19 protein-coding genes and 4 pseudogenes are annotated in these 21,581 nt (G+C 74.2%); 8 read left to right on the top strand and 15 right to left on the bottom strand.

Annotated elements, in window-relative coordinates:
- The coding region (locus tag BI06_RS24370; protein WP_149030465.1) for a type I polyketide synthase at window positions 1-3,907 on the bottom strand (3,907 nt) is incomplete at its 3' end.
- 595 nt (window positions 3,908-4,502) lie between these two features.
- On the opposite strand from BI06_RS24370, the gene BI06_RS24375 reads away from it, so the two are divergent.
- On the top strand, window positions 4,503-5,126 hold the full coding sequence (locus BI06_RS24375; protein ID WP_030395401.1) for a response regulator transcription factor: 624 nt from the start codon (window positions 4,503-4,505) through the stop codon (window positions 5,124-5,126).
- Window positions 5,127-5,169: 43 nt separating this feature from the next.
- Here the strand turns inward: BI06_RS24375 and BI06_RS24380 are convergent, their stop codons facing one another.
- From BI06_RS24380 to BI06_RS24395, 4 genes are all read right to left on the bottom strand, one after another.
- Window positions 5,170-6,231 (bottom strand): LuxR C-terminal-related transcriptional regulator, encoded by a 1,062-nt coding sequence (locus tag BI06_RS24380; protein WP_043471638.1) that lies wholly within the window; start codon window positions 6,229-6,231, stop codon window positions 5,170-5,172.
- A gap of 404 nt (window positions 6,232-6,635) precedes the next feature.
- Window positions 6,636-6,908, bottom strand: a complete 273-nt coding sequence (locus BI06_RS51135) for a hypothetical protein (RefSeq protein ID WP_043471640.1) — start codon at window positions 6,906-6,908, stop codon at window positions 6,636-6,638.
- A gap of 54 nt (window positions 6,909-6,962) precedes the next feature.
- On the bottom strand, window positions 6,963-7,574 hold the full coding sequence (locus BI06_RS24390) for a bifunctional 2-polyprenyl-6-hydroxyphenol methylase/3-demethylubiquinol 3-O-methyltransferase UbiG (RefSeq protein WP_043471642.1): 612 nt from the start codon (window positions 7,572-7,574) through the stop codon (window positions 6,963-6,965).
- A 583-nt stretch (window positions 7,575-8,157) separates the two neighbouring features.
- Window positions 8,158-8,556, bottom strand: a complete 399-nt coding sequence (locus BI06_RS24395) for a glyoxalase/bleomycin resistance/extradiol dioxygenase family protein (RefSeq protein ID WP_043471644.1) — start codon at window positions 8,554-8,556, stop codon at window positions 8,158-8,160.
- A gap of 100 nt (window positions 8,557-8,656) precedes the next feature.
- Between BI06_RS24395 and BI06_RS24400 the strand changes: the two genes are divergently transcribed.
- Entirely contained in the window at window positions 8,657-9,670 is a 1,014-nt protein-coding gene (locus BI06_RS24400) for a YafY family protein (RefSeq protein WP_043471646.1), read from the top strand.
- 16 nt (window positions 9,671-9,686) lie between these two features.
- Here BI06_RS24400 and BI06_RS53755 read toward each other — a convergent pair whose 3' ends face one another.
- The 3 genes and pseudogenes from BI06_RS53755 to BI06_RS24410 form a co-directional block, all read right to left on the bottom strand.
- Window positions 9,687-9,890, bottom strand: a complete 204-nt coding sequence (locus BI06_RS53755) for a hypothetical protein (protein WP_051741770.1) — start codon at window positions 9,888-9,890, stop codon at window positions 9,687-9,689.
- Window positions 9,891-10,005: 115 nt separating this feature from the next.
- Window positions 10,006-10,227: pseudogene (locus BI06_RS53760) on the bottom strand (cytochrome P450); the annotation flags it as partial.
- Window positions 10,228-10,461: 234 nt separating this feature from the next.
- Window positions 10,462-11,003, bottom strand: a pseudogene (locus tag BI06_RS24410) (DUF4913 domain-containing protein); the annotation flags it as partial.
- Between the two features lie 137 nt (window positions 11,004-11,140).
- On the opposite strand from BI06_RS24410, the gene BI06_RS49640 reads away from it, so the two are divergent.
- Window positions 11,141-11,398: a hypothetical protein gene (locus tag BI06_RS49640; RefSeq protein WP_063795015.1), complete on the top strand. Its 258-nt coding sequence runs from the start codon at window positions 11,141-11,143 to the stop codon at window positions 11,396-11,398.
- A complete protein-coding gene (locus tag BI06_RS24415) occupies window positions 11,395-11,883 on the top strand; it encodes an isochorismatase family protein (RefSeq protein ID WP_043471650.1) in 489 nt (162 codons plus the stop codon). Before BI06_RS49640 ends, BI06_RS24415 begins: the two co-directional genes overlap by 4 nt.
- Here BI06_RS24415 and BI06_RS55560 read toward each other — a convergent pair.
- A complete protein-coding gene (locus BI06_RS55560; protein WP_082558656.1) occupies window positions 11,874-12,530 on the bottom strand; it encodes a GTP cyclohydrolase I in 657 nt (218 codons plus the stop codon). The two genes, BI06_RS24415 and BI06_RS55560, sit on opposite strands and share 10 nt — an antisense overlap.
- A gap of 487 nt (window positions 12,531-13,017) precedes the next feature.
- Here BI06_RS55560 and BI06_RS53770 point away from each other — a divergent pair.
- A pseudogene (locus BI06_RS53770) lies at window positions 13,018-13,356 on the top strand (transposase); the annotation flags it as partial.
- A 95-nt stretch (window positions 13,357-13,451) separates the two neighbouring features.
- Here the strand turns inward: BI06_RS53770 and BI06_RS24430 are convergent.
- The 6 genes and pseudogenes from BI06_RS24430 to BI06_RS24450 all read right to left on the bottom strand — a co-directional run bounded on the left by BI06_RS24430 (window position 13,452) and on the right by BI06_RS24450 (window position 18,181).
- Window positions 13,452-14,318 carry a GNAT family N-acetyltransferase gene (locus BI06_RS24430; protein WP_043471656.1) on the bottom strand — a complete coding sequence of 289 codons (867 nt, stop codon included), beginning with the start codon at window positions 14,316-14,318 and terminating at the stop codon, window positions 13,452-13,454.
- A 111-nt stretch (window positions 14,319-14,429) separates the two neighbouring features.
- Window positions 14,430-14,633: pseudogene (locus BI06_RS49645) on the bottom strand (alkaline phosphatase); the annotation flags it as partial.
- A gap of 147 nt (window positions 14,634-14,780) precedes the next feature.
- Window positions 14,781-15,620 carry a shikimate dehydrogenase gene (locus tag BI06_RS24435; protein ID WP_051741773.1) on the bottom strand — a complete coding sequence of 280 codons (840 nt, stop codon included), beginning with the start codon at window positions 15,618-15,620 and terminating at the stop codon, window positions 14,781-14,783.
- A 1-nt stretch (window position 15,621) separates the two neighbouring features.
- Window positions 15,622-16,644 (bottom strand): 3-dehydroquinate synthase, encoded by a 1,023-nt coding sequence (locus tag BI06_RS24440; RefSeq protein ID WP_043471711.1) that lies wholly within the window; start codon window positions 16,642-16,644, stop codon window positions 15,622-15,624.
- 104 nt (window positions 16,645-16,748) lie between these two features.
- Entirely contained in the window at window positions 16,749-17,741 is a 993-nt protein-coding gene (locus tag BI06_RS24445) for an ROK family protein (protein WP_082558658.1), read from the bottom strand.
- Window positions 17,741-18,181, bottom strand: coding sequence for a type II 3-dehydroquinate dehydratase (locus BI06_RS24450; protein WP_030397945.1), 441 nt, complete (start codon window positions 18,179-18,181; stop codon window positions 17,741-17,743). The genes BI06_RS24445 and BI06_RS24450 overlap by 1 nt, the downstream gene beginning before the upstream one ends.
- 161 nt (window positions 18,182-18,342) lie before the next feature.
- On the opposite strand from BI06_RS24450, the gene BI06_RS24455 reads away from it, so the two are divergent.
- The 3 genes from BI06_RS24455 to BI06_RS24465 all read left to right on the top strand — a co-directional run bounded on the left by BI06_RS24455 (window position 18,343) and on the right by BI06_RS24465 (window position 21,530).
- Window positions 18,343-19,509 carry a DegT/DnrJ/EryC1/StrS family aminotransferase gene (locus tag BI06_RS24455; RefSeq protein ID WP_043471658.1) on the top strand — a complete coding sequence of 389 codons (1,167 nt, stop codon included), beginning with the start codon at window positions 18,343-18,345 and terminating at the stop codon, window positions 19,507-19,509.
- Window positions 19,510-19,517: 8 nt separating this feature from the next.
- Entirely contained in the window at window positions 19,518-20,624 is a 1,107-nt protein-coding gene (locus BI06_RS24460) for a Gfo/Idh/MocA family protein (RefSeq protein ID WP_233290281.1), read from the top strand.
- 189 nt (window positions 20,625-20,813) lie between these two features.
- A complete protein-coding gene (locus tag BI06_RS24465; RefSeq protein WP_078880632.1) occupies window positions 20,814-21,530 on the top strand; it encodes an HAD-IA family hydrolase in 717 nt (238 codons plus the stop codon).
- Window positions 21,531-21,581: the final 51 nt, after the last annotated feature.

Raw genomic sequence — 21,581 nt, forward strand, 5'->3', positions numbered from 1 at the left:
CCGCGCCCGGCGCCAGGAACACCGCACCGTCCAGCCCGTCCACCGTGGCCAGCCGCTCCTGCCAGACCTCGGTCCGCGCCGCGTCCGCGCCGTCGGCCACCTGGGCCAGCGCCGTCCCGCCGAGCGCGCCCAGCGCTTCGGCCAGCTCCCCGGCCCGCGCCCAGGCGGCCGTGCCGCCGACCTGGTCGGCGGCGCACACCGCCCAGTGGCCGGTGCGCCGCGGCGCGTCCGTCCCGTCGGTGTCGGCCTTGTCGGTGTCAGCCCCGTCGGTGCGCTCCTTCGGCCGGAACTCCAGCCGGTGGATCCGCTCCACGTCCACCGCGCCGGGATCGGCCGAGGCCGCCAGCGCCCGCATCCGCAGGCCCAGCAGGCTCAGCACCGGCCGCCGCCCGGCGTCGAACAGGAACAGGTCCACCTCCTCGCCGCCGTCCCGCCGCACCGCGTGCGACCACAGCGCCGTCACCGGCTCCGCGAGGTCCTGGTGCAGATGCACCCGCCCGACCCCGACCGGCACCGCCGCCTCCTCGCCCGGGAACAGCGGGATCGAGGCCTGCAGGGCCGCGTCCCACAGCGCCGGGTGCAGCCGGTGCGGATGGCCGCCGGCCAGGCAGCCCTCCGGCAGCCGCACCTCGGCCAGGCACTCCGCCGCCCCGGCCCGCAGCCCCACCACACCCTGGAACGCCGGACCGTAGTTCAGGCCCCGCGCCGCGCAGTCGGCGTAGAAGGCGGCGGCCGGCGCGACGTCGAGACCGAGCAGCCGCTCCGGGAACGACGGCGCCTCCGGCGCGGTGTCCTCCGCCAGCACCCGCGCCGAGGCGTGCCGCACCCAGCCCTGCCCGCCCGGCTCCAGCGAGGACAGCGTGAAACTGCCGCCGCCCGTCACGTCGTCCCGCCAGCCCAGCGCCACCGTCACCGGCTCCTCGGTGAGCGTCAGATGGCTGTGCAGGCCGACCTCCGCCAGCGTGCGGTGCGCCCCGCCGGTCCTGGCCAGCGCCGTGCGCAGCGCCAGCTCCAGCATCCCGGTGCCGGGCAGCACCACCGCGTCGTACACCCGGTGGTCGCGCACCCAGGGGATGTCCGCCGGGGCCAGCTCCAGCAGACCGGTCCAGGAGCCCTGCTCGGTCACCGACGGCACCAGCCGCAGCTCCTCGCCGGCCCCGCTCCCGGCGCGCCGGCGTCCCTGCTCCACCCAGTGCACGGCCCGCTGCCACGGATACGGCGGCACCGGCGCCCAGGCGCTCCGGGGCAGCGCGCCGAACGGCTCCAGACCGCTCACGTACGCCCGCGCCACGGACTCGCGCAGCGTGTCCGGCGAGCCCTGGTCGCGCCGCAGCGTCGACAGCACCTGCGGCGGCACCGGCCGCTGCGCGGCCAACTGCTCCAGCGCCGGGGTGAGCACCGGGTGCGGGCTGATCTCGACCACATGGGTCACCCCGGTGTCGAACAGCCGCTCCATCGCGTCGGCGAACATCACCGGCCGGCGCAGATTGTCCACCCAGTACCGGGCGTCCAACTCCGGCCCCTCCAGCGGGGCCACCCGCACCGTCGACATCAGCTCGACACCGCCCCGGCCCGGCCGCACCGACCGCAGCGCCGCCAGCAGGTCGTCCTCCAGCTCGTCCATCTGCGGGCTGTGCGAGGCGTAGTCCACGTTCACCAGCCGGCAGAAGGTGCCCTCGGCCTCCAGCAACTCCTTGAGCGCCAGCACGAGTTCGGTGTCACCGGAGAGCACGCAGCTGTTCGGGCCGTTGTTCACGGCCAGCGACACGCCCTCCTCGAAGCCGGACAGCGCCGCCTTCGCCGCGTCCAGTGAGAGGTCCACCGCCAGCATCCGGCCCTTGCCCGAGGTCCGGCGGGCGATCGCGCTGCGCCGGGCGACGACCATCGCCCCGTCCTCGTAGGAGAGGATGCCGGCCGCCGTGGCCGCGGTGACCTCGCCCTGGCTGTGGCCGACCACCACGTCCGGCTCGACGCCGGCCGCCCGCCACAGCTCGCACAGGCCCAGCGACACGGCCCACAGGGTCGGTTGCAGCATGTCGATCCGCGACAGCCACTCCTCCCCGGCCTCGCCGGAGACGACCCGGACCAGGTCCCAGTCGGTGTACGGCTCCAGCGCGGCCGCGCAGCGGTGGATCACCGCGGCGAACACCGGCTCGGCCGCCAGGAGTTCGCGGCCCATGGCGTGCCACTGCGAGCCCTGGCCGGGGAACACGAAGGCGGTCCGGCCGACCGCCGCGGCACGTCCGGTGAACACGCCGGGCACGGGCTCGGCACCGGCCGGGTCGGCGGCCAGCCGCTCCAGCTGCCCGGCCGCTGCGGCGGTGTCGGCGGCCAGCAGGGCGGCCCGGACCGGGAACTGGTCGCGCTGCCAGGCCAGGGTGCCGGCCAGCGCCGCCAGCCGCTCCGGCCCCGGCAACTGCTCCGGCTCCGGCAACTGCTTCGTCGCCGGGTCGGTCGCGCCGGTGAGCAGTTCGCGCAGCTCGCGGGCGCGCTCGGCGAGCGCCTGCTCCGAGTGCGCGGACACCGGCAGCAGCACGGGGGCGCGGTGTTCGTTGTCGTCGGAGTGGCCGTCGGCGGCGGGGCCGTCGGCGGCGACCGGCGTCTCCGGCCGCGGCGCCCCGGTCAGCACCACGTGCGCGTTGGTGCCGCCCCAGCCGAAGCTGCTGACGCCGAGGAAGACCTGCTCGTCGGCCGGCAGCGGCAGCGGCTCGCGGACCACCGTCACATTCAGCTCGTCGAAGGCGATCTCCGGGTTGAGCTCCGCCGAGTGCAGGCTCGGCGGCACCACGCCGTGGCGCAGCGCCAGCAGTGCCTTGAACAGCCCGGGGATGCCGGCGGCGGCCTCCAGGTGGCCGATGTTGGTCTTCACCGAGCCGATCGGCAGCGGACCGGCGTCGGCGCTGCGGGTCTGCCCCAGTACCCGGCCGACCGCGCCGGCCTCGATCGGGTCGCCGACCGAGGTGCCGGTGCCGTGCGCCTCCACATAGGCGACCCGGTCCGCCGGGATGCCCCAGTGCCGGTAGGAGTCCCGCAGCAGCCGCTCCTGCCCGAGCGGACTGGGCGCGACGACGCTCTGCCCGCCGCCGTCGTTGTTCACCGCGGTCCCGGCGATGACGCCGTGGATCCGGTCCCCGTCCGCCTGCGCCCGGGCGACGGTCTTCACGAACAGGGCACCCACGCCCTCGCCGCGCACGAAGCCGTTCGCCCCGGCGCCGAAGGCCTTGCACCGGCCGTCGGGGGAGAGGCCGCCGAAGTACGTCAGGCCGATCGAGGCGGTCGGGTCGAGCATCAGCGCGACACCGCCGATGATGGCCGCGTCCACCTCGCCGGCCCGCAGCGCCTGGGCGGCGAGGTGCGCCGCGACCAGCGCGGAGGAGCAGCCGGTCTCGACGACCAGGCTGGGCCCTGTGAGCCCGAGGAAGTAGGAGACCCGGGCGGCGATCATGTCGAGCGCGTAGCCGGGCGCGGTGTGCTGGGTGACCCCGGCGGCGCTCTTGCGGCCGACGTGCTCGTAGTCGTGCCAGCCGGCGCCGACGAACACACCGGTCCGGCTGCCGGCGAGCGCGCGGGCCGGTGTCCCGGCGTCCTCCAGCGCCCGCCAAGCGGCCTCCAGCATCAGCCGCTGCTGGGGGTCGAGCATCTCCGCCTCGCGGGGGGAGATGCCGAAGAAGGTGGCGTCGAACCGGTCGACGTCGGTGAGGAATCCGCCGACCGCCTGGATCTCGCGCTGCGGGTCGAGCTGCGCGGTGGCGTCCCAACGGGTCGCGGGGACGGGGCCGATGGCGTCGTGCCGCTCCATCATCAGCCGCCAGAAACTGTCCACGTCCGGGGCGTCGGGGAACCGTCCCGCCATGCCTACGACGGCCAGGGCCTGGGTCGGGTCCTGGACCACAGGGTCTGTGTGCATGTCCTCTTCCTCGGGCATCCGTGGTGAGCCGGTCCGGGCACGGGCCGGCGCCCGGCCCGCGGCGTGCGGGGGCACGCTGGGGCGGGGTGCCGACGGGGCACGGGCAGGGGGCGGGGCGGACGGGAGCCGCGCGGGAGGGTGCCGCGCGGGCGGTGTCGGGTCGGGACGGCCGGGAGCGGCCGGATGCCGCGCGGAGGCTGTCGGGGCGGCGGAGGGGTCGGGGGGCAGTGGGTGACGGGGGCCGCGCGGGGCGGACGGGCCCCGCGCGGCAGTCGATCACCAGTGCGCATCGTGGTCCCGGCCGGTCACCGGCGACAAGGCTTTGACCTGCTTTTACTGACACTTGTCACGTCCCTGCCCGCGGGCGTCGGGTCGGCCGCCGGACCCGGGATAAGTTGAGGGGTCACCGAATGACACGCGTAGACCCACCTAGACCCACGTTGACCCACGTTGACCCACCGGTCCTGCTGAGGACATGTCCGCACCCGGACGCCCGGGTGCCGTCGACGGGAGCGGGCCGTCCGCCACACACTGGGGCGCGGCCGCAATGATCACCATGAGTTCCGTTCACGGGATCCTCGGGGGAGACCTAGTGATGACCATTCGTGTGTTGGTAGCCGACGAGCAACTGCTGCCCCTGGACGCGATCGCCGAAGTGCTCGCGTCCGTCAAGGACTTCGAGGTCGTGGGGGCGGTGAACCGGAGTTCGATGGTCGTCCCGGTCGCGGTCCGCCGCCGGCCGGACGTGGCCGTCCTGGGCATGGGTACCGCGCAGGGCGGCTTCCGCCTGGTGCGGGAGCTCGGGAAACGCTTACCCGACTGCCGGGTCGTCCTGATGGCGGCCCGGCCCACCCGGACCCTGGTGGACCGGGCGGTCTCGGCGGGGGCGCTGGGGGTCGTCACCAAGCAGACCAAGATCCCCCGCCTGGTCGACGCGATCCGGGACGCCGCCGCGGGCGGCCGCCCGGCCCCGGGCGAGGCCGAACCGGCGCCCGACGGGCCGGCGGTCCGGACGGCCGTCGCGGAGCAGGTGCTGAGCGCGCGGGAACGCGAGATCCTCCGGCTCACCGCGACCGGCGCCTCGGTGAAGGAGGTGGCCCGCGAGCTCTACCTGGCCGCCGGGACGGTCCGCAACCTCACCTCGGGCGCGATGCGCAAGCTCGACGGGCGCAACCGCTTCGACGCCGCCCGGATCGCCGCCGAACGGGGGCTGCTGTGAACGGACTTGGCGCGCAGCGTCGCTGTCCGGGCGGAGGCCGGACTCAGCCCTGCGCCGCCCGCACCTCCCTGGCCTCCCTGCCCTCCTTCGTCTCCCTGTTTTCCCTGCCCTCTCTGCCCTCTCTGCCCTCGTGTTCGAGCAGCCCGAGCCGGGTGGCCCGCACCATCGCCGTGAGCCGGTTGTCGGTCTCCAGCACCCGCAGGATCTCGGCGACGAACCGCCGCACCGTCCGGTCCGAGTAACCGAGGTGACGGGCAATCGACTTGTCGGTCGCCCCGGCCGCCATCATCCGCAGCACCAGCCGGTGCGTCCCCGACAGCACCGGCGCCGAACCGCCGCCGCGCCGCCGCCGGGTGTACGGCGCGGCCGTGGACCAACTGTGCTCGAAGACCCGGGTGAAGAGCTGGGCGAGCAGTCCGCCGTCGATCACCACACTGCGGCGCAGCCCCTCGACCTGCGACCGGGTGACCACCTTCTCCCGGTCGACGATGACCAGCCGCAGCGGCAGCGACTCCGCCGTCCGGATCTCCGCGCCCGCCTCCTGGAGCGCGTTCACGTACTCCACGACGGCCGGGCTCCCCAACGCGGAAGCCGGCGCCACCAGCCGGTAGTGGACACCCCGGCGCAGCAGCTCGACATCCTCACGGATGCACGGGTGCAGCGCCTCCCGCTCGGCCGCCGTGGGCAGCATCACCGCCACCTCCGACCGGCTGGAGGCGTGCAACTCGCCCAGCCGCTGCCCCAGTTGCGCCCGTGACTCGACCACCTCGACCGCCGGACTCTCCCCCGTGGAGGCCGGAGTGGCGAGGAAGCCGTCGGTGAGGTCGGAGATCAGGTCCTGCGCCCGGGCGAACTCCGCCAGGCGCTCCTGCTGATCGGCGACCAACCGTCTCAGGATGCTCTGCGGCGTGGCCACCACCGCCTCCGGCCCCCGGTCGAGCAACCCGTTCCCGGCCAGCCAGTCGACGGCCTCCCGGACCTCACCGGCCCCGGCACCGAGGTCCCGCGCGAGATCCTCCGGGCATATGCCGCTTTCCTCGGTGCGAAGAAGTGAGAGGTAGACGCGGTACGCAAAGCGCGCATCAATCCCGGTCGCCGCCGTCATCGCCGTGAACTCCAGCCGTAGATACGGATCGTGAGCAGCAAGGAAGTCACGAGCCCCCGGGGGGCTCGGCTGGCGACACTACTTGAAGAAGTACGGCCACCTGTAGAGGGCCAGGAAGACCTGAGGCGAACAACGCGTCACCTCTCGAGTCCAATCCGTCACTGCGTCCCCGACCGGCACGCTCGGAGCCGTGTCAACCATCCGGAAACATGACCATAACGGCACGAATCTTGCTCGCAAAGGGGGCCAGGGAGCAGCTTTCCGTACGCCCGACCGTGCGGTCGCAGGCCGCATACGAGGTGGGCGGGGCCTGCGCGCCATGGGTGGAATCCTCGAGTGTGGGCGTATCCGGGAGGGTCTACTCGTACTGATGCTGACTTCTGCTGGCATCAGTTGACGGGCAATCAGTAGAGAGTCGCCGTGTGCGGGCGCTCCGACCTCTGCGGCGGTCGACGATTGGCGGCAGGATCGCCGCCGTCGGCCGCACCGACTCCGACTACGGCCGGACCCTGGAGGCGATCGGCGCCGGCGCCACCGTCGCCATCCACCTCTTCAACGGCGAGGAACGCCGCCGCCTCCAGGGCCAGGTCGACGCGGCGGCCAAGGCGATCGGCAAGATCGTCCTGACCGGTCTCCGGCCCGCGCAGGAGTTTCACGTCTTCGAGGAGCGTCGGCACGCCGCCGGCTGCGGACCGGGGCAGGTTCCGCTCCCGGGCCCCCGGTCCGCGGATCTACTTGTCGGCCGCACCCCGGGCGCGACTCAGGACCCAGACGCCGTAGGCCTCGTTCGCGGGGTGCAGTTGGTAGGTTCCTGCCCTTAGGTCGACGTGAAGTCCGGCGGCCGCGAGATCCGCCTCGAACTCGGCCGCGGTGCAGGCGTGGGCGTGCGGCGGCCGGTCCTGGAGGTGGAAGCCGACCAGGATCCGGCCGTTCTCGCCGAGCACGGCGCGCATCGAGCGCAGGGCCTCGCGTTCGGTGCCCTCGGCCAGGTAGATCATGACGTTGCCGACGCAGACGACCAGGTCGAACGGGCCGTCGTCGGGGCCGAGGCCGAGGATGTCGCGTTCCTCGATCGGCAGTCCGGGGTAGGTCTCCCGGGCCTGTCGGACCAGTGCTCCGTCGGGCTCGATCGCGACCACGTCGTGCCCGCGCCGCAGAAGTGCCGCAGCGACCCGGCCCATGCCGGCGCCGGCGTCGAGCACCCGGGCGCCACGCGGCAGGAGCGTGTCGGCGAGTCGGGCTTCACCGTCGATGTCCTCACCGGCGGAGACGAGATCGGCGAACCGCTTGCCGAAGCCCTCGCTGCTGCCCGCCTCCTGCCAGCGGGTTCGCCGCGTCGCCATCGGTACGGCGTCTCCGTGTGCCGGCGTGGTCCCGTTCATGCTCCGCATCCTAGACCGACAACGCCGGTGCCGGTCGTGGCCGCCGGAGCGACGGCCCGCAGGCCCGCGGGCCGCGTCGCGGAGAGCGGTCACGGTCGACGTGCCGCCCGAGCTCGACCGGCGAACCCCTGAAACGCTCCGGAACACCGAGGATCGTGCCGCGGTGCCCGGTCGAGCCGCGCGGAGCCTCGCCGACGCTGCGGCGAGGGGTGTTCAGCCTTCGCCGATCACTGACCGTCCACCTGCGGCCACGTGCCGGGGCTCCCGAGGCCGAAGCCGTCCGGGAGGCCAGCAGTATCGGCGGAACCAGCCGGGGGCCGATCGCCTTCACCACCGCCGGTGGACGCGCCTGCAACGCGTCCACCGGCTGAATTCCACGCCTGTGCGGCAGTACCGCACACCCCCTTCCTCCGGAGTCCTCCGCACGCCCCAGCGCCGTCCTTGCCCACCGCGCCGCCGAACTGCTCTGCGCTCTGCGTCCGGGCTCGTGGTGGCCTTCACGGCGTGCGCCGCCCGGCTGCTGGTTCGCCGACAGGCCGGCCCCTCAGCGAGTGAACCTCGCCTTCGCGGTCTCGGTGACGGGGGTGAAGAAGTTGACCAGGTTGCCGTCCGGGTCGCGGAAGAGCAGGGAGCGGTTGCCCCAGGGCATCGTGGTGGGTTCGGTCACGAACTCCGGCACGTCGGCGCGCAGTCGCCGGTGGGCGCCGTCCACGTCGTCGACGAGGAACTCCAGCACCACGCTGCGGTTGGCGGCCGGCTCGGCCGATCCCGGTGCGAACAGCGGGACGGTGCGGGTGCCGGCGATGGCCAGCGTCGCCGAGGCCGTCCTGAGCTCGGCGAAGTCCGGGGTGGACCAGTCGGCGCCGACGCCGGTGGCGCGCTCGTAGAAGTCCACGAGGCGGGCGACGTCGGCCGTGATGATGCGGATCGAGAGGAAGTCCATGGCTGTCTCCTGCGGTTCGGTCGTGCGGTCGGTGCTTCCGGCACGACGCTAGGGCTGATACTGGACACAATCCGCCCGGTATTGCTGAGAGACTTCCTGTATGGCCCGTCCCACCGCCCGCGTCCTCGCGCTGCTGGAGCTGTTGCAGTCCGGCGGTGTCCGCACCGTGGCCGAGCTCGCCGACCGCCTGGGGGTCGACGAGCGCACGGTGCGCCGGTACGTCGACCACCTGCTCGACCTCGACGTGCCCGTCGAGTCGGTGCGCGGCCGCTACGGGGGCTACCGGCTCGGGGCCGGGTACCGGCTGCCCCCGCTGATGCTGAGCGACGACGAGGCCCTCGCGGTCCTGCTCGGACTGGTCGCCGGCCGGCACACCGGCCTGACCGCGGTGGCGGACGCCGGGCACACTGCGGGCGAGACGGCGGCGGCCAAGATCCGCCGGGTGCTGCCCGAGCGGCTCCGGCACCGGCTCGACGCCGTGCTGGACGCCCTCACCCTCACCGCCGCACCCGGGTCCCGGGCGACGGCGGTGCCCGACTCCCAGGTCCTGCTCACGGTCGCGGACGCGGTGCGCGGCCACCGGCCGCTCGCGGTCCGGTACACCGGGGCGGACGGACGGCGCAGCGAGCGCACGCTGCACCCGTACGGGCTCGTGGCGCACGAGGGCCGCTGGTACCTGACCGGCGCGGATCCCGCAGTGGGGGAGGACCGCACCTTGCGCCTGGATCGCATCGTGGGCGTACGGACCCTGCCGGGCGCCTTCGAGCCCCCGTCCGCGGTCGACCCGGCGGAGCGCCTTCTGCGCGGGCTCGCCACGGCCCCGTACCGGTACCGGGTGGTGCTGCGGGTCCGGTTGACGGCCGAGCGGATCCACCTGCGGCTGCCCGCGAGCGTCGCCGTGGTGCAGGCGCTCCCGGCAGCGGAGCCAGAGGCGGAGCCGGGGGCGGAGCGGTGGAGCCGGGTGGAGCTCCGGGTGGACCGGCTGGACTGGTTGCCGGCGGTGCTCGCCTCGCTGGACGCGCCGTTCGCCGTCGAGGAGCCCGCGGAACTCCGGACGCTGGTCGCGGCCTTCGCCGAACGGCTCGCCGAGTCGGCGGCGAGAGTCCCTGACTGAGCGGGGCCCGGCGCCGTCACGACCCCGGTCCGGGGAAGACGCCGCCGGGGCCGGGGCGGCGGGTGACGGTCATGGTGACGGGCGAGGGGCCGAGGGTGGCCGCCGCGACGGGGCGGGGCCTGCTGCCCGGCACCGGGTCGAGGTGCCATCGGCGTGAGACCGCGGCTGTGAGGAGGGTCAGTTCGGCCAGGGCGAAGTCCCCGTCGGGGCAGCCGTGCACGTCGGCGGCGAAGGGGAGGTAGGCGCCGTTCGGGGGGAGCGGGACGGCCGTCCAGCATCCACCGGTCGGGGTCGAAGGTGTCGGGGGCGCGGTACCACCGGGGGTCCCGGTGCAGGGCGTAGGGGCTGTAGAAGAACTGGGCGCCTTGGGGGAACCGGTGGCCGCCGAGTTCGGTCTCGCCGGTGGTGTGCCGGGGGAAGAGCCAGATCGGTGGGTAGAGCCGGAGCGACTCGCGCACCACTCGGCCGGTGAGGTCCAGGGCGGGGAGGTCCGTGGCCCGTACCGGGCAGCGTGCGGGCACCGCCCAGACGGCCGAGCCCATCAGTGCTTCGATCATCCTGCGGTTCTCGTTTCCGGGCGCGGGGACGGCGGTCGGGACGGTTCTTGGGACTGCGGCCGGGACGGTGGTCGGACGCCCCACATCGCGATCATCGCGTGGGCGGTGTCGACGAAGCCGGGACGGCCGATGTGGGCGAGCGCCCGGGTGCCCTCGGCCTCGGAGAGCACACCTTCCCTCGCCATGGCCGGCAGGAGGTCGGTGATGGACAGCGCCCAGGCGCGTCCGGCCGTCGGGCGTGGTCAGGACGCGGTGGTTGGGCCGGGCCGGGCTGGTGGTGCAGGCGCTGAACGGCCCGTCAGGAGATCGGAGTTGGAGCAACGTGTGGTCGAGGTGGTCGCGGTGCCACGTCGCCGGCCCGGCGAGGCCGGCCTCCGTGTCGGTCAGCTGTTGCCAGGCGAGCCATAGTCCGTGGAGACGGGCGACGGCCCCCTGGTGCTCGTACCAGTACGACACCAGGGGCGGGTGGAGCTAATCTCCGGGCCGTAGGCGGGCAGGAGGACGTGGGTGACCCAGTTGCCGAGCGCGGCCAGCTCGGCGGCGTACTCGGCGCCGCCCGTGGCGAGGATGAACAGCGAGGCCGGGCCTTCGGGTTCGGTCCCGGAGGAATTCGGCTCCTCGCCCCCGAAGGGGTCGGTGCCGAGCCGGTCGAGGAGGACACCGTGCTGGCGGACCTCGGTGATGGTGCGTGCGAGCGCGCTGGCGAGATCGTCCAGGTCTTCCTCGGGAATGCGGATCGGTTCGGGCTCGGGGGCGCCCGTGGTCGGTTCGGACATGGCACATCCAGGTGGTGCGGGCGGACGGGGACTGCGTGGGCGGGGACGGGTCTTCTGCGGCTGTTCACGAGTGGGCTCCAGGGGTGCGGGAAGGATGAGGATCCGCAGATCCGGCGGTTCGGTACGGCCGCCGACTCGTGCTGGCCACAAGCGGGTTGGGCGGCATCCGCGATGAGTTGGGAGCCGATGGCGACGGCGTCGGTGAGGGAGTCCGCGAGAGGGTGGTCGGTGGCGGCGAGCTCGGCGGGGTGATGGAGACCGCCGGTGTGGAGCACCGCGTGCGCGCCGTTGGCGCGGGCGTCGTCCGCGTCGTCCGCGTCGTCGACGGCGCCGCCGACCAGCAGCACCCGGTAGCCCTGACCGGTGAGGCCGCGGTCTGTAGGCTGACGACATGACCCGAGCTCTCGTCCTGATCGACCTCATGCCGCGCATCATCGCCAACCCACTCGGGCCGCATTCCGGCGAGGACGTGCTTGTGCGCTGCCGTGACCTCGCCGCCGCGCTGCGCGCGGAGGGTTCTCCCGTCGTGCTCGTCCGCGTGGAGCGTCCAGGCGTCGATGAGCAGCCGCCGGGCAGCGATCTGGCCGAAGGGCTGGAGCAGGACGGCGACGTCGTCGTCGTGAAGCGGACGATCGGTGCATTCCACAACACCGGCCTCGATGAGAAGCTGCGCGCGGCCGGCGTGACCACCATCGTCCTGGCGGGGCTGGTAACGACGATGGGCGTCGCGTCGACTGCGTGGGCCGCGTGCGACCTCGGGTACGAACTCGAATTCGTCGCCGACGCCATGTCTGCGCCGACCCTGGAGGAACACGAGGTGGCGATCGGCACGGTGTTCCCGCGCATCGGCGAGGTGCGGCTGACGAAGGACTATCTGTGACGTTGCAGATGTGAAGGGTGCTGCCGGTCAGGCTGCGAGCGTGTGACCGCGTCGCGGTGGCGCCCCTCGGCCCGGAGCTTGAGCGCGGGTTCGGCGCAGGCGAGGCCCCAGCCGGCTCCGGCGATGTCGAGGCGGTCATTGACCAGGTGGCGGCATGCACGCTCGATGGTGCGGGGAGCGATCTGCTGGCTTTGGGGCGAGGGCTGTGTCGTGGCGCAGGTAGCGCCTTTTGCTGCGCAGGTAGTTGATGGCGTCGTCGATTCCATTACGGCGGTTTCATCAGCTGGCCGGTACGGCAGTCGGCCCGGACGAGGCCGTCGTTGACCCGGTAGATCTCGACGTCGGTGCCGTAGGTGTCGGCGAGGTTGCGCAGGGAGGGCTTCTTCCGGGCGCCGGAGGGCGTGGGTGCGGGCCTCCAGGTGCCGGACCGGTTCGGACAGGCCGAGGGCGGCGGTGTCCGGTGTGTAGGCGATGGAGACGGCGAGGCGGAAGGGGAGAAGGTGGTGCTCGCAGATGCTCCACACCTCGATGCCGCTGAGCAGGACGAAGTCGCCGTACTGCCCTTCCTGGGCGAGGGCGGTGGTGAGCCTGTCGGGGTCGCTTTGGTCCGGTCGTGCCGTTGACCTACGCGCAGTGGGCGCGGACAGAGCCGTTGCTGCCGGACCGGACGCCGAAGCGAAGCGGGCGGTGGCGCGACCGCCGCGAGGTGATCGACGCGGTCGCCTGGAAGTTCTCTTCGCGGGAGGGTTCTTCTGGGAAACCGGTGCACACCGAGGGCGTTACGGATGGTAGACAGAACACAGCCTGACCGAGTTTCGGTGCGGGTGCGGACCGAAGCCGGTGCGCACCCTCACCGGCTTGCACCGTCCAGTCGTCACCCTGCCGAGAGAAAGCTGCACGGTATGCCTGCAGAATCACCACCCTCCGCAGACGGGAACGGCGACGGAGGCCGAAGGGCGTGGCCCGCAACGTGGGGCTACCGGTTCACCGTCGAGCTGGTCGTTCTGCTGACCGTCTTCGCTGTGCTGACGTTCTGGCTGGTCCCGGAGCCGTTCAGATTCCTCTCGCTGCCGGTGGCCGGCCTCGCCATCGGCTGGCGTTGGAGGGGCCGGTCGCGGGGGTAGCGCCGCGGGGACCGTGGGGCGCTCGCGGGGCGGCCTGGGAACGTGGATTCATCTGGCCGGCGACTCCAACGCCCGCCCGCTGGCGATTGTCCTGACGGCCGGTCAGGCCGGTGATGCGCCCGCGTTCACCGCGGTGATGGCCGCCGTCCGCGTGCCTCGCACTGTTTGCGGGCGGCCGAGGACCTGACCGGACGTGGCGCTCGCGGACCGGGCGTACTCCTCGCGAGCGATCCGCGCCCACCTGCGCGAGGGGCACGTGCGGGCGGTGGTCCCGCAGCCGGTGGAGCAGGTCCGCCACCGCGAGCGGCGCGGCTCGAACAGCGGGAGGCCACCGGCGTTCGAGGCCGAACGCACCTGGGCCCTGGCCCACCGCACCTCTTTCTTCGCCCACCCCTGGTGCGGGTGCCGCCACCGGCCACGTGCCGGCCGGCAGCGGCACCCGCCTCAGGCCGTGCGGATCCGGTCGCGAACCTCCGGCCTCGCCCCGAACCCGGCCGCCTTGTAGGTGGCGACGCCACCGACGTTGGAGCTCGGGGTGTACACCCGGACGCTCGACGAGCCCGCCTCCCGTAGCGCGGCCGCCCCGGCGAGGGTGATCGCCCGGCCGTACCCGCGGCCGCGGTGGGCCGCGTGGACGCCCATCGGCTCGACCAGCCCCGGCCTCCCCGGGCCGGCCGACCAGACCGTGACCACTGCCACCGGCTCGCCCCGGTTGTCGTAGGCGCCCAGGCAGCGGGCGTCGTCGTAGAACGGTCCCGCCGCCATCCGGTGCCAGTACTCGCGCGTGGGCCGCGAGGTGCCGAACGCCGATCGCAGGACCTCGGCGAAGTCCTGTGCCCGCTCGGGGCCGATCGTCTCGATCCGCACGCCGGGGTCCTCCACCGGCTCCGTGAGGTCGCGGAAGAGCGGCGTCCACGGCTCGTCGACGCCCCAGCCCTCCTTGGTCAGCAGGTCGTGCAGCAGCAGGCCCGACGGCGCCTCGATGGCCACCTCCCCCTCCGGCAGCACACCGCGCTCGGGCAGCGAGACGTCCGCGACCAGCCGCCGCGCGAGGTCCTCGTCCCGGAAGGCGTCGGGGGCGACCGTCATCCGCAGCAGCGTCGGGGTGTCCTGCAGCCCGACGGCGAGAATCCGTCCGCCCCGGCTCCAGGTCCGCACCACCGCGGCCGTCTCGGGCATCCCGAAGCGGTGGTTCCAGCCGATGTCCCCCGCATGCAGCTGCATCGGCGCTCCGTCGTACTGCCACTCCCGCAGCGCGCCCATGGCCTCGCGCACCCCGGCCACGGCCGGCGTCCCCAGCACAATTGTCATGCCCGGGATCCGACACCCCCGCCCGGGAACCCCGCAACCCATTAACCGCCGCACCGGCCCCACCAAGGAGACAGGCTCCTGGTTCTTCGTAGTCTTTCGAGTCGCCCGGCTGTTCCGGTTCGGCCGGGTCCGACTGGCGTGCCCGTGGTCGGGGGTGGCGATCACCAGCGTCCCGGGGCGGCGGGTGGCGTAGTCCCGGGCGACCGCGACCGCGACCGCGTGGCCGAGGGCCACCGTTCCGCCCATCCGTCCACAGGGGTCGGCCTCGTGGCCCTGCTTGTCGGCGGAGGCGCCCTCGAGGAGCCCGGTCCTCAGCCCGGTTACTGCGCGGAGGACGCACCCTGTCCCACTTCGCCCGCCCGATCCGGCAACGGCTCACCCTCCGCACGTTGCCCGAACGCCCCGCTTCTCCGTTCGTCCTGCGAGTCCGTCCCGTCCGGCCCGTTCCGGGTGAGCGGGGGACTACCCCGGAAGGCGGAAGAAGGAGCGGTAGAGCGGCAGTTGCTCGGTGAGCATGTGGATGCCGGGGTGGGTGGCGAGGCCGAGGGCGGCGGCGGTGCGCAGCAGGGGGGTTTCGGCGGGGGTCATGATGATGTCGGCGACCAGTGCGCCGGGTGCCAGGGGGGTGGGGTCGAAGGGGAGCGGGTCGGTCGGGGTCAGGCCCAGCGGGGTGGCGTTGACCGCGAGGTCGACGTCGGAGGGCGGGTGCGGGGCGGCGGTCACGCGGTCGGGCCAGCGGGAGCCGAGCCGGTCGAGGAGGGCGTCCACCCGGTCCCGGTCGGGATCGGTGACGGTGAGTGCGGCGGCTCCTTCGGTGAGCAGGGCGGCGGCGATGGCGAGTCCCGCGCCTCCGGCGCCGGCCAGTGCCACGCGCAGTCCGGCCGGGTGGTGGCCCGCGGCGGCCAGGCCCCGGACGAAGCCCGCGCCGTCGAAGTTGTCGCCGTACCAGCGGCCGTCCGGTTCGCGGCGCAGCGCGTTGGTGCTGCCCAGCAGGGCGGCGGCCTCGCTGAGTTCGTCGGCGTGCCCGCACATCGCCAGTTTGTGGGGGACGGTGACCAGCAGCCCGTCCAGGTTGGCGACGGCCTTCAGCCCTCGCACGACCTCGTCGAGCCGGTCCGCCGGGGCGTGCACGGGGACGAGTACGGCGTCCACGCCGCTCGCCGCGAACAGCGGGTTGAGCAGCGCGGGCGCCTTGGCCTGGGCGATCGGGTCGCCGAGCACCGCGTAGAGCCGGGTGCGGCCGGAGATCGGCGGTCCGGCGGCCGGGGGTCCGGCGGTCGGCGCGGAGGGGGGAACGGGCACCTCAGGCCTCCCAAGCAGCGCGCGGCATCGCGTCCAGGATGCGGGCGACCAGTGACTCGGGGACGTCGCTGACGAGTTCGGCGCCGCCCGGGCCGTCCAGGACGAAGGAGAGCCCGTCGACGGCCTTCTTGTCCAGCCGCATGAGGGCGACCAGCGCCCCGGTGTCGACCTCCGTCGGCAGCGCGGTGGGCAGCCCGTAGTGGGCCACCACCTCGTGGTGCTCGGCGACCCGCGCGGGGCCGATCCGGCCGAGTGCGCCCGCCAGCCGGCCGGCGAAGACCGTGCCGATGCCGACCGCCTCGCCGTGGCGCAGCCGGAAGTCGGTGGCGCGTTCCAGCGCATGGCCCAGGGTGTGGCCGTAGTTGAGGATGTGCCGCAGCCCGGCGTCGCGCTCGTCGGCGGCCACCACGGCGGCCTTGCGGGCGACACTCGCGGCGATCTGCTCGGGCAGCGGCAGGTGGCGGAGGTCCCCGGCGCCGATGAAGTGGCAGCGGGCGATCTCCCCGTAGCCGTTGACGCGTTCGCGCGGCGGGAGGGTGCTGAGGTAGTCGGTGTCGCAGAGCACGGCGGACGGCTGCCAGTAGGCGCCCACCAGGTTCTTGCCCTCCGGGAGGTTCACCGCCGTCTTGCCGCCGACGCTCGCGTCGACCTGGGCCAGCAGGGAGGTGGGCAGGTGCACCACGGGCACTCCCCGGTGGTACAGCGCGGCGGCGAGCCCGACCGCGTCGGTGGTGGTGCCGCCGCCGCAGGAGACCACGGCGTCCGCCCGGCCCAGGCCGAACGCGGTGAAGCGGCTGCACAGTTCGGCCACCCAGGCGAGGGACTTGCCCTCCTCGCCGTCCTTCGCCTCCACCACCAGGGTGTCGAGGCCGGTGTCGGGCAGCCACTCGGCGGGCCGCGCGCTGACCACCGCGACCCGGCGGGCGCCGATCCCCGCGAGTACCCCGGCCAGCCGGTGGCGGGCGCCGGGGCCGATCAGTACCGGGTAGCCGCGATCGCCAAGTTCCACGTCGATGCGGCGCAGCCCGCCGTCCGTGCGGACGGGGGGTGCGGAAGGGACGGGGGTTTCTGTCGTGGTCAACTCGGCTCCCAGGGGTGGTCGGTGTGGTGGCGCTCGGTGGAGCGGCTTCAGGACACGGGCTGCAGCCGCGCCAGTGCGAGGGCGCCGTGCAGCGAGGACAGCCCGCCGAGCACGGCCGGCCGGATCGCGGGGGCCGGGACGCCGGGGCGGGCCAGCGCAGCGGCGTGCGCCTCGACCCGCGCCGTGAAGCCGGGCAGCCCCTCGGCGAACCCGCCGCCCAGCAGGGTCAGTTCGGGGTGGAACAGCTCGCCGAGCGAGACGGCCGCCGCCGCCAGCGCGGCACAGGTCTCCTCGACGGCCTCCACCGCCCACGGTGCGCCCTCGGCCAGCCCCGTCCGCAGCTCCGCGTACTCGACCGGCGCGCCGCGCAGCAGTTCCGCGCGCCGCAGGGTCGCCGGCCCGGAGGCGGTGGCCTGCAGGCAGCCGCGCCGCCCGCAGTCGCAGACCGGGCCGCTGCGGTCGACGATTACGTGTCCCGCCTCGCAGGAGCCGCGTCCCGGGCCCGGCATCGGCGCGCCCTCGTGCACGACACCGCCGCCGATGCCCGTCCCGACACCCAGGTAGACCACGTTCCCGGACCCGGCGTGCACCGCCTCGGCGAGCGCGGCGAGATCACCGTCGTCCGCCCAGGCCAGCGCGGCGGTCGGGAACAGCCGCCGCAGTGCCGGGAGGAGGTCGAAGCCGCGCCAGCCGGGGCGTCCCGGCCAGGCGAGCACCCGGCCGTCCGGGCCGACGGTCGCGGGCACGGCCACCCCGACCGCCGCGAAGTCGCCCTCCCAGCGCTCGCGCAGGTCGGCGACCGTGCCGGCCAGCGCCGTCCAGTCGGCGTAGGCGCCGGCCACCCGGGCGCCGGGCCAGCGCAGCACGGCTTCCTCGGTGCGGACCGGCCCGCCCGGCGGGCCGTCCTCGGCGCGCAGCGCCACCTTGGTGCCGCCGATGTCGATGCCGAGCACGCCCCGGGCGGCCGTCGGGGCCTGGGCCGGGGTCACGGCCTCGGTCGGGGCCTGAGGCGTGGAGCCCTGCGCTGTCGCGAGGCCCATCAGGACGCCGGGACCTTCGCCAGCAGCGCCTGCGCCGCCAACCGGTAGCCGAGTGCGCCGAGCCCGACGATCACGCCCGAGGCCAGCGGCGCCAGTACCGACTCGTGCCGGAAGGACTCGCGCGCCCAGACGTTGGACAGGTGCACCTCGACGAACGGCCGCGGATACGCGGCGAGCGCGTCGCGCAGGCCCCAGCCGGCGATCATCAGCGCGCCCGGGTTGACGATCGCCCCGACGGAGCCGTCCCAGGCGTCCTGCACGGCCTCGATCAGCTGACCCTCCGACTCGCGCTGGACGGAGACCACCTTCCAGCCCCGGCCGGCCACCTCGGCGGCGACTGCGGCCTCGATGTCGGCCAGGGTGTCGGTGCCGTAGACCTCCGGTTCGCGGCGGCCGAGAATTCCGAGATTGGGGCCGTTCAGCAATAGCAGTTCGCTCATATTCCGGTTATAGCAGCGAGTTTCCCGGAGGAACCCCCCGGATGGCTTCCGAGCTGCAGGACAAGGGCTTTCTAGGGGGGTGTGTAGGGGAGGTGACGGGCCGCATTTCCTGGGTTAGCGTGCCGTTCCACGGTCCCCCTAAGGAAAGGCTGCGCGGAATCATGACTGCCCAAGGACGTCAGGCCCCGGAGTTCCCGGTCTGGCCGCAGTACGACGAGGCCGAGCGCGAAGGACTGCTCAGGGCGCTGGAGCAGGGCCAGTGGTGGCGGATGGGCGGCAAGGAGGTCGACACCTTCGAGCAGGAGTTCGCCGACTACCACGGCGCCGCCAAGGCGCTCGCCGTCACCAACGGCACCCACGCGCTGGAGATCGCCCTCCAGCTGCTCGGTGTCGGCCCGGGCACCGAGGTCATCGTGCCCGCGTTCACGTTCATCTCCTCCTCCCAGGCCGCCCAGCGGCTCGGCGCCACCGCGGTGCCGGTCGACGTCGACCTCGACACCTACAACCTGAGCCCCGAGGCGGCCGCCGCCGCGATCACCCCGCGGACCCGCGCGATCATGCCGGTCCACATCGCCGGCCAGATCGCGGACCTGGACGCCCTCGGCAAGCTCGCCGCCGACTCGGGCGTCTCGATCGTGCAGGACGCCGCGCACGCCCACGGCGCCCGCTGGCGCGGCCGCCGGGTCGGCGAGCTGGGCTCGATCGCCGCGTTCAGCTTCCAGAACGGCAAGCTGATGACGGCCGGCGAGGGCGGCGCCGTCACCTTCCCGGAGACCGCCCAGTACGACGAGGCGTTCCTGCGGCACAGCTGCGGCCGCCCGCCGACGGACCGGAAGTACTTCCACCAGACCTCGGGTTCCAACTTCCGGCTCAACGAGTTCTCCGCGAGCGTGCTGCGGGCCCAGCTCGCCCGCCTGGACGGCCAGATCAGCGTCCGCGAGGAGCGTTCCAAGCAGCTCAAGAGCCTGCTGACGGAGATCCCCGGCGTGGTGCCGCAGGGCCACGACGAGCGGGCCGACCGCGTCCCGCACTACATGGCGATGTTCCGGGTGCCCGACCTCGGCGAGGACCGGCGCAACGCCCTGGTCGACGACCTGATCGCGCGCGGCCTGCCCGCGTTCGTGGTGTTCCGCGCCATCTACCGCTCGGACGGCTTCTGGGAGTCGGCCGCGCCCGACACCACCGTCGACGCGCTGGCCAAGGCCTGCCCCAACAGCGAGGCGCTCACCGCCGACGGCATCTGGCTGCACCACCGCACCCTGCTCGCGAGCGAGCAGGCGATCGAGGACACCGCGCAGATCATCGCCGACGCCCTGGCCGCGGTGTGAACGCGCGGGTGAGCACCGCCGGACGGGGGCCGGACGACCCGGTGCGGGTGGCCGTCGTCGGCCTCGGCTGGGCGGGCCGCACCATCTGGCTGCCCCGGCTGACGGCCCACCCGGCCTACCGGGTCACCGCCGTGGTCGAGCCCGGCCCCGGCGGCGCGGAGCACGTGCCGTCCGGCGCCGCGCTCCTCGCCGACGCCGACCTGCTCGGCCCCGACGTCGACCTCGCGGTCGTCGCGGTGCCCAACCACCTGCACACCCCGGTGGCGGAGCGGCTGCTCGCCCGCGGCATCCCGGTGTTCCTGGAGAAGCCGGTCTGCCTCAGCGCCGCCGAGGCGGACCGGCTGGCCGCCGCCGAACGCGCCGGCGGGACCGTTCTGCTGGCGGGCAGCGCCGCCCGCTACCGGCCGGACGTCGCCGCCCTCACCGAACTGGCGGCCGACCTCGGCCCGATCCGCCACGTCGACCTCGCCTGGGTCCGCGCCAGCGGTGTCCCCGACGCCGGCGGGTGGTTCACCAGCCGACGGCTTTCCGGCGGCGGCGCCCTGGTCGACCTCGGCTGGCACCTGCTGGACACGGCCCAGGCCGTGCTCGGCGGCGACGTCCGGTTCCCGTCGGTGCTCGGCTCGCTCTCCGCCGACTTCGTCAACGACGGCAGGCGCGGCGCCGGCTGGCGCGGCACCGAGGGGCCGCACGGCGCGGGCGACGTCGAGGACACCGCCCGCGGCTTCCTGCTCACCGACACCGGCGTCTCGGTGGCGGTGCGGGCGAGCTGGGCCTCCCACGAGTCCGTCGACACCACCCGGATCACCGTGGAGGGCGCCACCGGTTCCGCGACCCTGGAGTGCACCTTCGGCTTCAGCCCGAACCGCCGGGTCCCGCGCCTCACCCGGACCCGCGACGGTGTCACCACCGAGGTCCCGCTGCCCGGGGAGGCCGTCGGCACCGAGTACGTGCGCCAGCTCGACGAACTGCCTGCCCTGCTCGCCGACCCGGCCTCGCGCGGCGCGGCCGTGAACCGCGCCCACCACACCATCTCGGTCATCGAGCGGCTCTACGCGGCGGCCCGCGCCCCGCGGTCGCGGCTCGCCGACGAGGCCGCGGCCCTCGCCGTCTGACCGACGCCGTCCGACCGCCCACGCCGTCCGCTCGTCGTCGGCGGACGACCTTCCGCCCCCGCCGCGCCGAGCCGCGGCTCGACCCGAGCAGCCCCGTGCCCCGGCCCCGGAGGCCGTGCCGATCCCGTCGGCCCCGGGGCGTCAGGCCCGGTCACCCGTCCGGGCAGCCCGCCGTCCCATGGAGATCCCATGCCGATCGACCAGCCCACAGCCACCGCCCCGACCACCGGACCCGACGGACACGCGCTCGCCGCCTCCCTCCCGCTGCGCGCCGTGGTCTTCGACCTCGACGGCGTCATCGTCGACAGCTTCGACGTGATGCGCCGGGCGTTCCTCGCCGCCTACGAGGAGGTGGTCGGCGACGGCAACCCGCCGTTCGAGGAGTACAGCCGCCACCTGGGCCGCTACTTCCCGGACATCATGCGGATCATGGGTCTGCCGCTCGCCCTGGAGGAGCCCTTCGTCCGGGAGAGCTACCGGCTCGCCCCCGAGGTCACCGTGCACGCCGGGGCACGGGAACTGCTCGTCGAGCTCAACCGGCGCGGCATCCGGCTGGCCGTGGCCACCGGCAAGAGCGGCCCCCGGGCCCGCTCGCTGCTCGACCAGCTCGGCCTGCTGCACCACTTCGACCACGTGCTCGGCTCCGACGAGGTCGCCCGGGCCAAGCCCGCGCCCGACATCGTGCTGCGCGCCCTGGAACTGCTCGACGTGCCGGCCGAACGGACCGTCATGGTCGGCGACGCCGTCACCGACCTGGCGAGCGCCCGGGGCGCCGGGGTCGGCGCGATCGCGGCGCTGTGGGGCGAGACCGACGAGGCGGCGCTGCTCGCCGAACGGCCCGACGCGGTGCTGCGCCGGCCCGCCGACCTGCTCGCGCTGCTGCCCGAGCCCGCCCCGGTGCACTGACCGGCCCACTGACCGGCCCCGAGTCCGGACCGCCCGGCCGCCCCACCGGCC

The organism is Kitasatospora sp. MBT66 (genome assembly GCF_000710405.2).
GTDB lineage: Bacteria > Actinomycetota > Actinomycetes > Streptomycetales > Streptomycetaceae > Kitasatospora > Kitasatospora purpeofusca.

Coding starts and splice junctions, on each gene's coding strand:
- BI06_RS24375 (WP_030395401.1), top strand. CDS start 4,503: ATGACCATTCGTGTGTTGGTAGCCGACGAGCAACTGCTGCCCCTGGAC.
- BI06_RS24380 (WP_043471638.1), bottom strand. CDS start 6,231: ATGACGGCGGCGACCGGGATTGATGCGCGCTTTGCGTACCGCGTCTAC.
- BI06_RS24390 (WP_043471642.1), bottom strand. CDS start 7,574: ATGGCGACGCGGCGAACCCGCTGGCAGGAGGCGGGCAGCAGCGAGGGC.
- BI06_RS24395 (WP_043471644.1), bottom strand. CDS start 8,556: ATGGACTTCCTCTCGATCCGCATCATCACGGCCGACGTCGCCCGCCTC.
- BI06_RS24400 (WP_043471646.1), top strand. CDS start 8,657: ATGGCCCGTCCCACCGCCCGCGTCCTCGCGCTGCTGGAGCTGTTGCAG.
- BI06_RS24415 (WP_043471650.1), top strand. CDS start 11,395: ATGACCCGAGCTCTCGTCCTGATCGACCTCATGCCGCGCATCATCGCC.
- BI06_RS24430 (WP_043471656.1), bottom strand. CDS start 14,318: ATGACAATTGTGCTGGGGACGCCGGCCGTGGCCGGGGTGCGCGAGGCC.
- BI06_RS24445 (WP_082558658.1), bottom strand. CDS start 17,741: ATGGGCCTCGCGACAGCGCAGGGCTCCACGCCTCAGGCCCCGACCGAG.
- BI06_RS24450 (WP_030397945.1), bottom strand. CDS start 18,181: ATGAGCGAACTGCTATTGCTGAACGGCCCCAATCTCGGAATTCTCGGC.
- BI06_RS24455 (WP_043471658.1), top strand. CDS start 18,343: ATGACTGCCCAAGGACGTCAGGCCCCGGAGTTCCCGGTCTGGCCGCAG.
- BI06_RS24465 (WP_078880632.1), top strand. CDS start 20,814: ATGCCGATCGACCAGCCCACAGCCACCGCCCCGACCACCGGACCCGAC.